This window comes from Clostridium sp. TF11-13AC (assembly GCF_003481065.1).
In the GTDB taxonomy this organism is placed as follows: Bacteria; Bacillota; Clostridia; order Lachnospirales; family Lachnospiraceae; genus Otoolea; species Otoolea fessa.
Map to the genome: position 1 here is coordinate 107,735 of NZ_QUKJ01000006.1, position 14,218 is coordinate 121,952.

At 50.2% G+C, this 14,218-nt stretch carries 12 protein-coding genes; 9 read left to right on the forward strand and 3 right to left on the reverse strand.

The window, feature by feature from the left end; translation table 11 throughout:
* Positions 1–134 precede the first annotated feature (134 nt).
* Positions 135–1,109, reverse strand: a complete 975-nt coding sequence (gene bsh / locus DXD12_RS12125; RefSeq protein WP_118638433.1) for a choloylglycine hydrolase — start codon at positions 1,107–1,109, stop codon at positions 135–137.
* A 290-nt stretch (positions 1,110–1,399) separates the two neighbouring features.
* Here bsh and DXD12_RS12130 point away from each other — a divergent pair, with 290 nt between their 5' ends.
* Together DXD12_RS12130 and DXD12_RS12135 are read left to right on the forward strand one after the other, a co-directional pair.
* Positions 1,400–2,524 carry a M20/M25/M40 family metallo-hydrolase gene (locus tag DXD12_RS12130; protein WP_117796643.1) on the forward strand — a complete coding sequence of 375 codons (1,125 nt, stop codon included), beginning with the start codon at positions 1,400–1,402 and terminating at the stop codon, positions 2,522–2,524.
* A gap of 302 nt (positions 2,525–2,826) precedes the next feature.
* Entirely contained in the window at positions 2,827–3,102 is a 276-nt protein-coding gene (locus DXD12_RS12135; RefSeq protein ID WP_022359589.1) for a hypothetical protein, read from the forward strand.
* A gap of 109 nt (positions 3,103–3,211) precedes the next feature.
* On the opposite strand, the gene coaBC is transcribed toward DXD12_RS12135, so the two are convergent.
* Entirely contained in the window at positions 3,212–4,405 is a 1,194-nt protein-coding gene (gene coaBC / locus DXD12_RS12140; protein WP_182457079.1) for a bifunctional phosphopantothenoylcysteine decarboxylase/phosphopantothenate--cysteine ligase CoaBC, read from the reverse strand.
* A 602-nt stretch (positions 4,406–5,007) separates the two neighbouring features.
* Here coaBC and DXD12_RS12145 point away from each other — a divergent pair.
* Both DXD12_RS12145 and DXD12_RS12150 read left to right on the forward strand, forming a co-directional pair.
* Positions 5,008–5,631: an ECF transporter S component gene (locus DXD12_RS12145; RefSeq protein ID WP_022359587.1), complete on the forward strand. Its 624-nt coding sequence runs from the start codon at positions 5,008–5,010 to the stop codon at positions 5,629–5,631.
* A 6-nt stretch (positions 5,632–5,637) separates the two neighbouring features.
* A complete protein-coding gene (locus DXD12_RS12150; protein ID WP_118638434.1) occupies positions 5,638–6,402 on the forward strand; it encodes a type III pantothenate kinase in 765 nt (254 codons plus the stop codon).
* Between the two features lie 132 nt (positions 6,403–6,534).
* Here DXD12_RS12150 and sstT read toward each other — a convergent pair whose 3' ends face one another.
* Positions 6,535–7,758: a serine/threonine transporter SstT gene (gene sstT, locus DXD12_RS12155; protein WP_118638435.1), complete on the reverse strand. Its 1,224-nt coding sequence runs from the start codon at positions 7,756–7,758 to the stop codon at positions 6,535–6,537.
* Positions 7,759–8,127: 369 nt separating this feature from the next.
* Between sstT and DXD12_RS12160 the strand changes: the two genes are divergently transcribed.
* The 5 genes from DXD12_RS12160 to DXD12_RS12180 all read left to right on the forward strand — a co-directional run bounded on the left by DXD12_RS12160 (position 8,128) and on the right by DXD12_RS12180 (position 14,137).
* Positions 8,128–8,637: a QueT transporter family protein gene (locus DXD12_RS12160; protein WP_022359584.1), complete on the forward strand. Its 510-nt coding sequence runs from the start codon at positions 8,128–8,130 to the stop codon at positions 8,635–8,637.
* 225 nt (positions 8,638–8,862) lie between these two features.
* Positions 8,863–10,254: a UDP-N-acetylmuramate--L-alanine ligase gene (gene murC, locus DXD12_RS12165; RefSeq protein WP_118638436.1), complete on the forward strand. Its 1,392-nt coding sequence runs from the start codon at positions 8,863–8,865 to the stop codon at positions 10,252–10,254.
* A 548-nt stretch (positions 10,255–10,802) separates the two neighbouring features.
* On the forward strand, positions 10,803–11,867 hold the full coding sequence (locus DXD12_RS12170; protein WP_118638437.1) for a DnaD domain protein: 1,065 nt from the start codon (positions 10,803–10,805) through the stop codon (positions 11,865–11,867).
* The gene (locus tag DXD12_RS12175) at positions 11,854–12,846 is read left to right on the forward strand and encodes an ATP-binding protein (RefSeq protein WP_118482233.1); all 993 of its coding nucleotides are present in this window, start codon (positions 11,854–11,856) and stop codon (positions 12,844–12,846) included. The genes DXD12_RS12170 and DXD12_RS12175 overlap by 14 nt, the downstream gene beginning before the upstream one ends.
* A gap of 109 nt (positions 12,847–12,955) precedes the next feature.
* Entirely contained in the window at positions 12,956–14,137 is a 1,182-nt protein-coding gene (locus tag DXD12_RS12180; RefSeq protein ID WP_022359580.1) for a ribose-phosphate pyrophosphokinase, read from the forward strand.
* The last annotated feature ends 81 nt before the right edge of the window (positions 14,138–14,218 follow it).

Here is a 14,218-nt window from a genome sequence, read left to right on the forward strand (position 1 = left end):
TGAACAGGGAGAGGAAATGTTTGCGGAATATTTCCTCTCCCTGCTTTTTGCTTTATAGGAACGTGTGTCCGGAGTCTTCATACGGTGGGCTGCCTGCCATGCGTGAAGAAGAGGATAGAAGAAAATGCTTCGTCCTAATTCTCCCACCGTATCTGTTCCCCCTGTACCAGCGGAAATCTTGAAAGAGTCTCCCCGTCCAGGTTCTCCCGGTTCATATCCACTGCCGTGATCTGATGGTTTTCATATGTCGTGTAGTAGTAAATCCCCTTATCCGCGTTGCAGCAGGAGGTGTAGAGTGTGATTTCATATTTTCCATCGGAGACCTCGCAGCATCCGCGCTGCTGGTCAACCGAACCTAGGATATGGAAAAACTGGCTGACACTTTCTAGCTCGGATGCGCCGGAGCGGGCATTTGATTTTGTAAAAGCGACCCGTGCAAACCGGGAAGCGGAGGAGAGGTCTCCCGGAAGTCCGAGAGCGCCCATGCCGCGGCTGTAGGTTGTAAGCGGCAGATCGGCAGAAAATGTATTCTGCGGCTGCTTCGGGGACAAGTTCATGTAATTGTTGAGGGAGAACAGCTGCTGCGGGAACGGCGGATTGTTTGTCAGGACACCCACCGGATTGTCGTAGATATGCAGCCCGTCCGCCATCGGCTCGATGACGATGCATTCATTTTTATCGGCAAGAATCCAGTGAAGCTGCGCCGGGGCAAACTGCTCGTTGAATGGGGTGTCGGTCAGTAGCATCTGGGAGAGGCGGATGCGAGCCTCTTTCACGGACGCGCACTGGCTGAGAATCCAGGGGATGAACTCAAACTGTGCGATGTTGTCATGATCCTCCTGCGGCTTCTGGTAGGAAGCATTGCCGACGAAATTCAGTCCCGCCATGCAAAGCCCCTTCTCATTAAAAGCATCATAATAAAGCGGATAATCCCCCGCCACATGTGCCATGCCGATGATGGCATAGTGGGTAGAAACCGCGCTTGCGTGGCGGAAAGTAAGTGGATAGTTGCGAGGTGTGACGGTTACTTCGTCCCCGTAAGAAAATTCATAATCTAAGGTTCTGCCGAAGTAGAAATCGGCGGTTTTGTAAGTTGCGGCTGTACACATATATGGTCTCTCCTTTTTATCTCAGTCGAGAAGACTCCCACCTCTTCAGGTGGTGAGTAATAGCAAATTTGTCTCACGGACGTTCGACTTGAAATTAAAATTTTTTGTATTTTTAGTATAACAGATTTTTCAGCGAATATAAAAAAGAATATGAAAGTACATTTAAAAATTTCCGCGTTGCTTACAATCATGTTCCGGTGTATAATACACAAAACAGAGAAAAATAGTAGGAATTAGCGGGAGAGTAAAAAATAGATAGAAAAAAGAATGGAAAACAGGAGGAAGTCATCATGGCACAGATTGAGATAAACGAAGCCCGCATCCGCGCCGAATTCGGCGAGTTGGCGCGGATCGACTCGGAAAGTTTCGGGGAACGCGAGCTGGCGGATCGCCTGAAGGAAAAGCTCACAGAGCTGGGAATCCAGGCAAAGGAAGATGACACAGCCGAGAAAATAGGAGGCAATGCGGGAAATCTGTTTGGAACGTTAAAGGGCGGGCTGCCGGGCACGCCGATCCTGCTGTCCGGGCATATGGACACGGTCGCGCCGGGAATCGGAAAGAAGCCGGTTTTTCATGAGGACGGAACCATCACTTCGGATGGAACCACCGTGCTTGGCGCGGACGATCTGACCGGGGTAATCGCCATCTTAGAAGGCATCCGTGCCGTGCAGGAGGCAGGAATCCCGCACCGGGATATCGAGATCCTCTTTGCGGCGGCGGAAGAGCCGTTTACAAGAGGAAGCTCGGAGTTCGATTTCAGCCAGATGAAAGCGAAGGAATCTTACGTTTTGGATGTAACTGGACCAGTCGGGACAGCGATCCTGCAGGCACCGACGATCCTTTCCTTTGAGGCGGCAGTCAAAGGGCGTGCAGCACACGCCGGATTCGAGCCGGAGAAAGGCATCCACGCGATTCAGACGGCGGCCCGCGCGATTGCCGCATTGAAGCTGGGGCACGTGGATGAGGAAACAACCCTGAATGTGGGCTTGATTTCGGGCGGTTCGGTTGTGAATGCCGTTCCGGAACTCTGCACCTGCCGGGGCGAGATCCGCAGCTACAGCCATGAAAAGGCAATGGAGACCCTGGAAGATGTCCGCCATGTCTTTGAAACCGCCGTCAAAGAGGCGGGGGCAGAGCTTTCTTTCACACACCGCCTCCATGTTAAAGCCTTCCATCTGGAACCGGACGCGCCGGTGGCAGTTCATTTTGCCGAGGCCTGCCGCACCCTGGGAATCGAGCCGAAATTCGGCAGCACCTTCGGCGGCAGCGACGGAAACACGATGATGCAGCACGGAATCCCATGCGCGGTGCTTTCATGCGGTATGTACGATGTTCATTCCGTGCGGGAGTATGCGAAGATAGGCGATATTGTAAATGGGGCGAGATTGATCGCGGAGTTGATTACGCAGGGGTAAGAGGCGAGTATAGAGTAAACTTCACAAGTGTTGATAAGACCGTTTGACGATATGCAGCATAAAATATAGTCGAACGGCTTTATTATTTTATTCAAATAAAAATATAGCCGTTCGAACAAAATTTCAACAAAAATACAGAGAGTTTTATCGTAATGATTTCGTAAGAAATTGTCTATATATTTCGGAGGGGAGATCTGATATTATACGAATAAGAAACTAGAAAAGCAATCTTGTAAAAATAAAAAGCGATAACAAATATTTTATGAGATTTTTTGCTTAGATAGAATCGAGAGGTGATCAATATGAAGAAAAAATTCTGGCTGACATTATACAATATAGGCGTCTCTATTTTATTCTTACTGTCATTGTACAGTTATGCAAAAGGCATGGCAGGCTTTTCTTTATTTTTAGCGCTGGCAGTTTTTGGAGAAATTGCGGCAAGGGCTTTTATTGAATGCAAATACTTGCAGGAGAGTCCAGAGATAAAAGAGGATACGGCTTATCGAATCACGAAAGTATTGCGATTGCTTTGTGAAATTATCTTGATCATAGGAGTATGGCGGATTCGTTTTAAATAGCCACATTCTAAAAATAATGCTTATGATATATTCCATATTCAATGAAAGAGGAGGCATCCGTCCATCAACCTCGGTTGCTTCCTCTTTCTCTATCTATTTCAATCAAAATCTATTTCATCATATCGCGTAAAACCGTCAATATTTCCATCGCCGCTGCTTCCTTACTCATCTGCTCCAGATGGCGGGTCTGCTGCTTATCGATCAGCGTGATGACGTTTGTATCGGTTCCGAATCCGGCGCCGGCTACCTTTAAGTTGTTGGCAGCGATCAGATCCAGATTTTTGCGTTCCAGCTTGCCGCGGGCGCGTTCCTCGAGCTGGGAGGTCTCCATCGCGAAGCCGCAGAGCAGCTGTCCCGGACGTTTGTGTGCGCCGAGGTAGCTTAAAGTGTCCTCAGTGCGCTCCAGCGCCAGGCTCAGATCGCCGTCGGATTTCTTGACCTTTTCATCAGAAACGACTGCCGGACGGTAGTCAGCGACGGCTGCCGCCTTGATGATAATGTCCTGTTCCTCACTCCGGGAGGTGACTGCTTCAAAGAGGTCGTGTGCGCTTTTGATGTGGACAGTATTGACAAATGGAGGCGGAGTCAGTGAAGTTTCGCCGGTGACGAGTGTCACGTCGGCACCGCGCAGCATCGCCATCCGTGCCAGCGCATAGCCCATTTTTCCGGTCGAATGGTTCGTGAGGTAGCGCACCGGATCGACCGCTTCCTGGGTCGGACCGGCGGTCACAAGGATCTTCTTTCCGGCGAGATCCTTCGGGTAGGCGATCGCGCGGAGAATATATTCCAGGATCAGCCCCTCATCCGGGAATTTGCCCTTTCCGGAATCGCCGCAGGCGAGCAGACCGCTTGCCGGTTCGATGATGGTAAAGCCGTAATGTTCTAACAGGTGGAGATTATCTTGGGTAATAGGATTCTCATACATCCGTGTGTTCATCGCCGGAGCAATGATGCGCGGGCACTGGCAGGCCAAGAGCGTGGTCGTCAGCATATCATCAGCGAGCCCGTGTGCCAGCTTGGCGCAGACATTGGCAGTCGCCGGGGCGATGATCGCGAGGTCGGCTTTCTTTGCCAGTTCCACGTGCTCTACTTCAAATTTAAAATTCCGGTCAAAGGTATCTGTCAGGCATTTATTGACGGTCAGGGTTTCAAACGTCAGTGGAGTAATAAACTCCATCGCATTTTTTGTCATGATGACATGCACATCGGCGTGCTGTTTCTTTAAAAGGCTGGCAAGGTTTGCCGCCTTGTATGCGGCGATTCCGCCGGTTACTCCCAAAATAATTGTTTTTTCGGTTAACATAATACATATCCTTTCGGTTTGCACTCTGGTTTTCTGGGTCATTTTCGAACAGCATAGCATCTGGAGGAAAAATTGTAAACCTTTTTTGGCTTCCGTTCTCTGTTGGGGTCTTTGGTAAGCGCACATAACAGGAGAGGAAAGAAACATGTATTTTGTGAAAAGACAATAAAAAACAGCACATATTCTGGTAGAATTGTTGGTTGTATGTTGAAAAGTGATGTGATATAGTGTGGAGGTGTCTGCTGGCTGACCTGGTTTTCACTAGATGTGAACAGGGACAGGCGGCAGCAGTTGTATTGTATCCCATAGAAAACAGGCACCGAACGTGCTGGCAGCAAATCTGCGGAAAGCGGCAGAAGAAAGAAACTTCTGCCGGAATGTGCGTATCTGCATACGGATCTGTATCTGAGATGGAGAATCATACCGGAAGAGACGGGGAATTAAAATGCCCTGGCTCGCGGCTTTTCTGGATGGTATCGCCGGAAAGAACAGAATTTGTACGGATTTTATGCACATGATATTGGCGCAGGTAAGCGGCAGTCTGGTGAACAGAAGGTGCAGCAGGTTTTTCGAACGGGAATAATAACAAGGAGGAAAATTTCATGAACACAACAAACAACACATCTAAACTTGTCATCTTAGGTCTTATGACCGGCATTCTTCTGCTGATGGCGTACACTCCCCTCGGATATCTGAATATTGGGCCGCTGGCGATTACATTTAATGTGATTCCGGTTGCGATTGCGGCGATCACACTGGGACCGGCAGGCGGCGCAGCGATCGGTGCAGTCTTCGGCATGACCAGCTTTTTACAGTGCATCGGCATCGGCGGCAGCAGTGCGATGGGCGCGATGCTTTTCAGCATTAACCCGTTTCTGGCATTTGTACAGAGATTCGTTCCGCGTATGCTGGATGGTCTTCTGTTAGGCTACATTTTCCAGTTTGTACGCCGCAGAACCGATGCGTACATGGCGAGTCTGGTAACCGGATTCTGTTCCGCGTTTTTAAATACAGTTTTCTTTATGACGGCTTTAGTGGTTCTGTTTGGCAATACCGAATATATGCAGGGGCTGATCGGCGGAAAAAATATTATCCTGTTCGTATGCGGTTTCGTAGGAATCAATGCAGTATGCGAAATGGTATCGTCCACAATCCTCACCGGTGCAGTCGGCGCAGCACTTTACCGGGCAAAATTTGTACCGGCTCTGGAAAAAAGCAGGGGGTAAGACAGTATGATTTTGGCATTGGATATCGGAAATACGAATGTGGTTCTCGGTTGTATTGCGGATGGGGAAATTCTCTTTACCGAGCGGATGGCGACAGACAGCGGGAAAACAGAGCTTGACTATGCGATTTCCCTGAAAATGGTGCTGGAGCTGCGGGAAATCAAGGTAAGTGAGATCACCGGCGCGATCATCGGTTCGGTAGTGCCGCCGGTTACATCCCTGATGCGGGAGGCGATCCGCAAGGTGACGGGGCAGGAAGCTCTGGTCGTCAATGTGGATATGAATATCGGTCTGGAAGTGCTGATGGACAATCCGTCCTCCGTCGGTACCGATCTGATCGTCGGTGCCGTCGCGGGAATCAACCGGTATCCGGTGCCGCTCATTCTGATCGATATGGGAACGGCAACCACCATTTGTGTGGTGAATGAGAACAAGCAGTACATCGGCGGCATGATTCTGCCGGGAATAGGTGTATCGATGAATTCCCTGACCAGCCGGACCGCCCAGCTTCCGCGCATCAGCCTTGACCCGCCAAAGCGCCTGATCGGCAAGAATACGGTTGAATGTATGCAGAGCGGCGCGCTCTATGGCAATGCGTCCTGCATCGACGGTATGGTAGACCGGATCCAGGAAGAGCTTGGACAGGAGGCAACTATCGTAGCGACGGGCGGACTGGCGAAGCGGATCATTCCGCTGTGCCGTCACCACATCGAGCTGGATGATGAGCTGCTGCTGAGGGGGCTTTGGATTATTTACGAGAAGAATAAATAAGGTCTGTGATTCTGATATGAAAAAAGCGGTTGGAGAGAGTCTAACCGCTTTTTACTGTATAGGATAATCGCATTGCAAAAGAAAATCCCCGGTGTATACAGCACCAGGGATTTTTGAGTTTAAGTATTTAAATTAATAGGTAATCTCCCGGCCTTCTTTTCTCCACTCCCGGAACTGGGCTGCCGCTGAGAGCAGCAGGTCGCAGGAGGAGTTGAGGGCGGTCTCGACGGAATCCTGCACCACGCCGATGATAAATCCAACACCGATGACCTGCATGGCGACATCGCTGGAGATGCCAAACAAGGAGCAGGCAAGCGGAATTAAAAGCAGGGAACCACCGGCAACACCGGATGCGCCGCAGGCGGAAAGTGCCGACAGGACGCTTAAAATGATGGCGGTCGGAATATCCACCGGAATTCCCAGTGTATTGGCTGCCGCCAGCGTCATGACGGTGATGGTAACAGCCGCACCGTTCATATTGATGGTCGCACCGAGCGGGATGGTAACAGAGTAGGTATTTTTGTCCAGTCCCATTTCCTCGCAGACTTCCATGTTGATCGGGATATTTGCCGCTGAGCTCCGGGTAAAGAAGGCGGTGACCGCGCTTCGTTTCAGACACTTGAAAATCAGCGGGAACGGGTTTTGGTGGATGCACCAGTATACGAGAATCGGGTTGGTTACGAAGTAGATAAACAGCATCGAGCCAACCAGCACGGCGAGAAGCCGTCCATATTCGGTAAATACCTGTAAACCGTTGGTGGATACAGTGTCAAACACAAGTCCGAGAATACCGAACGGGGCAAAGTTGATGATCCAGGTAACAACCTTGGACAGTGCCGCCGCAAAATTGTCCATAATTTCTTTCGTGCGTTCGCTGGCGCCGCGCATCGCCACGCCGAAGAGAACCGCCCACGCCAGGATACCGATGTAGTTTGCCTCTGCGATGGAGGTGATCGGGTTCTTTACGACATTTAATAAAAGTGTCTGCAGGACTTCTGCGATTCCCTGCGGGGCAGAGGTTTCTTCTGCAGCCTGTGCAAGTGTCAGGGTGATCGGGAACAGTTTACTTGCGACGACCGCGATCACAGCGCCGAGCAGTGTGTTGAACAGGTAAAGGCAGACAACGGTGCGGATGATGCCGCCGTGGCTCTGCTTTGCCTGGCAGAGGGAACTGATAACAAGGAAAAATACGAGCAGGGGCGCGATGCCCTTTAATGCGTTGACAAATAGATTTCCAAGGATTGAGAGTCCGACTGCCTGCGGAATCATCATTCCCAGAACAGCGCCGAGAATCATGCCGCCCAGAATTCGTTTAGGCAGGCTGATGGCTGTCCAGCGTTCATAGAGTGCTTTCATAAAATACATACTTCCTTTGTGATGATGAAATGGGGTTGACGAGTGTCGGGGAGCTGAGTCAAATGTGCAAATGCAATATCTCCCGAATGATTCAGCTGTCTGTGCAGCATCCGGCACAAAATCACGTAGATTCTATTATACAGGAGATAGAAAGAAAGGGAAAGTGCTTTTTTATGGCAAAGTGGCAGAACTTGCAGTGGCGATAAGCGAAAAGAAAACTTGTATTTCTATCTGCTCTATGTTATACTCATACCCGTTGCAAAGCCCGCAAAAACAAGGTCTTACAGGGCTGCCGCCGATTTCCGGCGTAAAATGAATCGAGTGTTCGTGACCTTCCACTCGTAAAACAAAACTAAAGGAGAATTGAATATGAAAGAAAACAACCTGAAAAACACGTATTTTCTGGCGTATGGCGCGGCGATCGCGGCCATCTACGTAGCGCTGACGATGGCATTCCAACCGATCAGCTTCGGACCAGTGCAGTTCCGTATTTCGGAAGCACTCTGCATCCTGCCGTTCTTTACCCCGGCAGCGATTCCGGGACTCTTTGTCGGATGCTTTTTATCCAATCTGTTCTGCGGGGCAGCCGGACTGGATATCGTATTCGGAAGCCTGGCAACCCTGATCGGGGCAGTCGGCTCCTATGCGCTCCGCAAGAGTAAGGTTTTAGTATGTGTACCGCCGATCCTGGCCAACACGATCATTGTACCGTGGGTGCTCCGGTTTGCATACGGCTCTGAGGATCTGATTCCGTTCATGATGCTGACCGTCGGGATCGGCGAGGTGCTGGCAATCGGCGTGCTGGGAAGCATTCTTCTGGCGGCGTTAAACCGTTATAAAACCATGCTGTTCGGCAAGTGTCTGGCAACGGGACGCTAAGAAAAAGACATAACTTAAATGATATAAAAGATGCACGTTACAGACGGATCGCAGTGCGATGGCTGGCGTGTATCTTTTATTTTTTTTTGCCTTATATTGACAATTTCATGTAAAAGAAGTTAAATTAAAAGGACGTGAAAACACAATGCCTCGCGGTTCCATATCGTTTTTCTATGGCGTCTGCGAAAACAAAAACCGCCTGCGGCGGGGAAGGAATGCACAAATATGAGTGAGAATGTATATCAGATTGATTTTAATAAACCAGAATCCGTCCATTTCATCGGAATCGGCGGTATCAGCATGAGCGGACTGGCAGAGATTTTGATGGACGAGGGATTCACTGTGTCCGGCTCGGACGCACACCGTTCGGAGCTGACCGATAACCTGGAGGCGCGCGGCGCGAAGGTATATATCGGACAGAAAGCGGAGAATATCCAGGATGGCATCGATGTGGTAGTCTACACGGCGGCGATTCACCCGGATAACCCGGAATTTCAGGAAGTAAAACGGCGCGGCATCCCGATGCTGACCCGTGCGGAACTCTTGGGCGAGATGATGCGGAACTATAAAAATGCGATCGCGATTGCCGGAACACACGGCAAAACGACAACCACTTCGATGGTGACGGAGATTTTCTTGCAGGCGAAAAATGACCCGACGATCTCGGTCGGCGGCATCCTTCCGGCGATCGGCGGCAACATCCGTGTCGGCGGACCGGAATTTTTCGTGACAGAGGCGTGTGAGTATACCAACAGCTTCCTATCCTTTTACCCGACGATGGCGGTCATCCTTAATATAGAAGAAGATCATCTCGATTTCTTCAAGGATCTGGCGGATATCCGCCGCTCCTTCAAGCTGTTTGCCGAGCGCGTACCGGCTCAGGGCGCGGTTGTCATCAACGGCGATATCGAGAACTATCAGGAGATCATAGAAGCGGTAAAAGGCAAGGTCATTACTTTCGGTCACAGCCGCGGCAACGATTACAGCGCTGGTGATATCCAGTATGACGCTTACGCGCATCCGTCCTTCGACCTTTATATCGGCGGCGAGAAGAAAGAGCGCCTGACGCTCGGTGTGGCAGGTGAGCACAATGTATATAATGCGCTGGCAGCTATTGCAGTTTCCCTGGAAAATGGTATCTCCATGGATTCCATCCGTGCGGGACTGGCACATTTTACCGGAACGAACCGCCGGTTTGAGAAAAAAGGCGAGGTAAATGGATTTACCATCATCGATGACTACGCCCATCATCCGCATGAGATTGAGGCGACCTTGAAGACCGCGCAGAATTATCCGCACAAGACGCTCTGGTGCATCTTCCAGCCGCACACCTACACGCGGACGAAGGCATTTCTGCCGCAGTTTGCGGAGGCGCTTGCACTGGCAGATAAGGTCATTCTGGCGGATATCTACGCGGCGCGCGAGACCGACACACTGGGCATCAGCTCGGAGGATATCGTGAAGCTTCTAAAAGAAAAAGGAAAAGAAGCCTGGTATCTGCCGACATTCGATGAAATAGAAAAATTTGTCATGGAACATTGTACACAGGGCGACCTGTTGATAACCATGGGCGCCGGAGACGTTGTAAATGTAGGGGAAAACCTCCTTGCGAAATAGATGCGCTCTGAGTGTACATATAGTTATCCACATTATCCACATAGTTTTCAACATATTATGTAAAGGAACTATGTGGATTTTTTGCGCCTAAATGCGGAAATGGGGAAATGCCGAAAATGTTGATAAAATAAGGATTTTGTCGGAGGAAGGGTTATTTTTTGAGGATTTTTGAAGGCTTTTTCCACATTATCCACATTATCCACAATCAAAATAGTGGAAAAATTGGTCTAAAAGTGTCGGCCGCGAACCATAATTAGGAGTATTTCTTTTTAAAAAAAGGTATGTTATGATAGGAACAGACGCAGTGAGCCTGTGATAAATGGATGAAAACTGTCTTGTCCGGAGCAAAATTGTGGAAAAGTCCGGAAACAAAATCAAAACGGTGGAAAAGTAAGAAAACAGGAAAATTTGGATGGAAGAAATAGAGAATATTTCAAAATAAAAGTAAAATACAGCAGTTTGAATGGTTCACACAGCCGCAGACAGCTGATAGATAAATGGTAACAGGAAATGTGAGGACACAGAATGGCTAAGAGGGAAGTTAGAAGATGGGAATAGGACTCAAAAACCGGCTGGCGGTGGGCGCGACGCCGGTTCCGGACGTATTTATTGATACATATATGGCGGGGGCCAGTGGAGAATATGTGAAGGTATATCTGTACCTGCTCCGCCACCAGCAGGAGGAAGTCTCGATCGGACAGATCGCGGACGCGCTCAATCACACGGAGGCGGACGTGCAGCGCGCGCTGGCATACTGGCAGAGAGCCGGGGTGCTGGGAACGGAAGTCGGTGAAGAGGCACAGCGATCGTTTCAGGAGACGCCGGGACAGCAAATTTCGCCGGTTTCCGCTTCAACGGAATCCCTGGCAGGCGCTGGTTCCTTTGCGCCATCTACAAAAACTGCCGCGCGGGAAGCCGCAGCCTGCGATATGTCACGCCTGACCTCGAATGAGTCGTTTAAGCAGCTCATTTATATTGCCCAGCAGTATTTAAACAAGCTGCTCACACCGACGGACTGCCAGATTCTTGGAAATCTCTATTCGAATCTGGGATTTTCCGGGGAATTGCTGGAATACCTGATTGAGTACTGCGTGCAGAACCACCACACCAGCCTGCGCTATATGGAAAAGGTGGCGCTCGGCTGGCATAAGCGCGGCATCAAGGATGTGGAACAGGCGAAAGCGAGCGGCAGGGGCTACACGAAGGGTTCATTCGCGGTTATGCGGGCGATGGGGCTTTCGGACCGGAGCCCGGCGGAGGTCGAGAGTGAATTTATCGAAAAATGGTTCTGGGAGTACGGTTTCACGCGCGAGCTGATCGTCGAGGCGTGCAGCCGCACGATCCGGCAGATACATAAACCGTCGTTTGACTATGCAGACAAGATCCTGCGGGATTGGAAAAATGCCGGGGTCAAGAGCTTCCGGGATGTGTCAGAGCTAGATAAAAAACGGAAGGAAGAAGGCGGGGCGAAGCGCCGGCAGGCGTCTGCAGGCAGCAGCCGTTCTTCCAACCGGTTCCACAATCTGGAGGAACACGGATATGATTACGACGAGATGGTATGGAGCATGATAAACGGAGCGCAGAAGACAGGAGGGGACGATGGCACTCAGTAATTCGCAGTATGAATCGATCATGCGTGTTTATAACCGGACACAGCTTCAGAAGAAACATGAGCTGGACGCGCGGGTTGACGAGGTCTATGAGAAAATACCAGCGGTCCGGGAGATGAACGATGCGATCGCCGCCGCGGCGGTCAAGAGCGCGAAAGAGCTTCTGGCGGGCGATGCGGACGCGGTGAAACGTTTGCGAGGGACAATCGCAGACCTGAAAGAGCAGCGTCAGGTGCTGATGAGCGCCTACGGCTATCCGGCGGACTATCTGGAGATGCAGTATAATTGTCCGGACTGTAAGGATACCGGGTACAAAGACGGCATAAAATGCCACTGTTTCCGTCAGCGGGAGATCGATCTGTTATACGCCCAGTCGAATATCCGGGAAGTGCTGGAGCGGGAGAATTTTTCTCATTTTTCCTATGATTATTTTGATGACACGAAGATCGATCCGCGTAGCGGCAAGACTGCCCGCGCGTATATGGAGCAGGTGACGGCGTTCTGCCACCGCTATGTGGACGGATTTAAAGAAGAAAAGGGAAATATCTTATTTACCGGAAAAACGGGGCTTGGAAAGACGTTTTTAAGCAACTGCATCGCGAAAGAGCTGATTGAGCGCTGTTTCAGCGTCGTGTATCTCCCGGCGGTGGAGATGTATGAGATATTTTCAAGGGATCGCTTCGCAAACGATGCGACCGATGAGGATCGCGACCGCTCCCAGTATTTATTAGAGTGCGATCTGCTGATCATCGACGATCTGGGGACGGAACTGGTGAATACGTTTACGACTTCCCAGCTCTTCTATGTGGTCAACGAGCGCTTAAACCGGAAGAAAGGCACGATCATTTCCACCAATCTGCCGGTCAATGAGATGCGCGACGAGTTTACCGATCGCGTCATGTCACGGATCATAAGCCAGTATCAGATCATTCCGCTCTACGGCGAGGATATCCGGATACGAAAAAAGCTGGAAAACCGGTAATGGGTTGACTTATAAGGGACATAATGATATAAAAGAGACGTTAGAATGCGCTAACATATGCAAAAAAAGCGAATTAACAGAGAGTAAACAGGCTGGAGGAAAATGGAAAATGCTGTACGAAGAGAAAATCATTGAGACGATACCGGTAGGTCCGCTGGGACTGATTCCATTAAAGGGATGTGAGGAACTGGTAGGTAAGGTAGACAAATATCTGGTGGACTGGAGAAATGAGCGCGAGAGCGAGCACAAGACGTCGATCGCATTTTCAGGTTATCAGAGAGACTCCTACATCATCGGGGCAAACACACCGAGATTTGGTTCCGGCGAGGCAAAGGGCGAGATCAAGGCGTCGGTGCGCGGCGATGATCTATATCTGATCGTGGATGTCTGCAACTACAGCCAGACATATTCTCTGTGCGGCATGGTAAACCATATGTCCCCGGATGATCATTATCAGGATCTGAAACGTGTCATTGCGGCAGCAGGCGGAAAGGCACGCCGTATCAACGTAATCATGCCGTTCCTGTATGAGAGCCGCCAGCATAAGCGCTCCGGCCGTGAGTCCTTAGACTGCGCGCTGGCACTGGAGGAGCTGGTAGATATGGGCGTTGAGAATATCATTACCTTTGACGCACACGATCCGCGTGTCCAGAACGCAATTCCGCTCAAGGGTTTTGAGACCGTTCAGCCGATTTACCAGTTTATCAAATATCTGCTGAAAAATGAGAAAGAGCTGGAGATTGACAGCGATCACATGATGGTCATCAGCCCGGATGAGGGCGGTATGTCCCGCGCTGTCTTCTTCTCCAACGTGCTGGGACTCGACATGGGTATGTTCTACAAACGCCGCGATTACACCAGGATCGTCAACGGACGCAATCCGATCGTTGCCCATGAGTTCTTGGGATCCAGCGTAGAGGGCAAGGATGTCCTGATCATCGATGATATGATCTCCTCTGGCGAGAGCATGTTAGATGTAGCGAAGGAATTAAAGAGCCGCAAGGCGAGAAAGGTATTCGTATGCGCGACCTTCGGTCTGTTTACCAACGGACTGCAGAAGTTTGACGAGTACTATGAGAACGGTCTGATCGACCGCGTCCTGACCACCAACCTGGTATACCAGACACCGGAGCTTCTCTCCAGACCGTACTATATCAGCGTCGATATGAGCAAATACATCGCGCTCATCATCGATAACCTGAACCACGATGCCTCCTTAAGCGAGCTGTTAAATCCGACTGGACGTATCAATAAGCTGCTGGCGAAGTATCGGGCGGGAATACGGGACTAAAAATAGACCTTTAAAATAGAAACAAAAAGAACGTCATTTCCGGACCAATACATGTCAGAAAATGGCGTTCTTTTTAATGTC

What these genes read in the sequence shown, in the direction of transcription:
- bsh (WP_118638433.1), bottom strand. Translation starts at nt 1,109, where the DNA reads ATGTGTACAGCCGCAACTTACAAAACCGCCGATTTCTACTTCGGCAGA.
- DXD12_RS12130 (WP_117796643.1), top strand. Translation starts at nt 1,400, where the DNA reads ATGGCACAGATTGAGATAAACGAAGCCCGCATCCGCGCCGAATTCGGC.
- DXD12_RS12135 (WP_022359589.1), top strand. Translation starts at nt 2,827, where the DNA reads ATGAAGAAAAAATTCTGGCTGACATTATACAATATAGGCGTCTCTATT.
- coaBC (WP_182457079.1), bottom strand. Translation starts at nt 4,405, where the DNA reads ATGTTAACCGAAAAAACAATTATTTTGGGAGTAACCGGCGGAATCGCC.
- DXD12_RS12145 (WP_022359587.1), top strand. Translation starts at nt 5,008, where the DNA reads ATGAACACAACAAACAACACATCTAAACTTGTCATCTTAGGTCTTATG.
- DXD12_RS12150 (WP_118638434.1), top strand. Translation starts at nt 5,638, where the DNA reads ATGATTTTGGCATTGGATATCGGAAATACGAATGTGGTTCTCGGTTGT.
- sstT (WP_118638435.1), bottom strand. Translation starts at nt 7,758, where the DNA reads ATGAAAGCACTCTATGAACGCTGGACAGCCATCAGCCTGCCTAAACGA.
- DXD12_RS12160 (WP_022359584.1), top strand. Translation starts at nt 8,128, where the DNA reads ATGAAAGAAAACAACCTGAAAAACACGTATTTTCTGGCGTATGGCGCG.
- murC (WP_118638436.1), top strand. Translation starts at nt 8,863, where the DNA reads ATGAGTGAGAATGTATATCAGATTGATTTTAATAAACCAGAATCCGTC.
- DXD12_RS12170 (WP_118638437.1), top strand. Translation starts at nt 10,803, where the DNA reads ATGGGAATAGGACTCAAAAACCGGCTGGCGGTGGGCGCGACGCCGGTT.
- DXD12_RS12175 (WP_118482233.1), top strand. Translation starts at nt 11,854, where the DNA reads ATGGCACTCAGTAATTCGCAGTATGAATCGATCATGCGTGTTTATAAC.
- DXD12_RS12180 (WP_022359580.1), top strand. Translation starts at nt 12,956, where the DNA reads ATGCTGTACGAAGAGAAAATCATTGAGACGATACCGGTAGGTCCGCTG.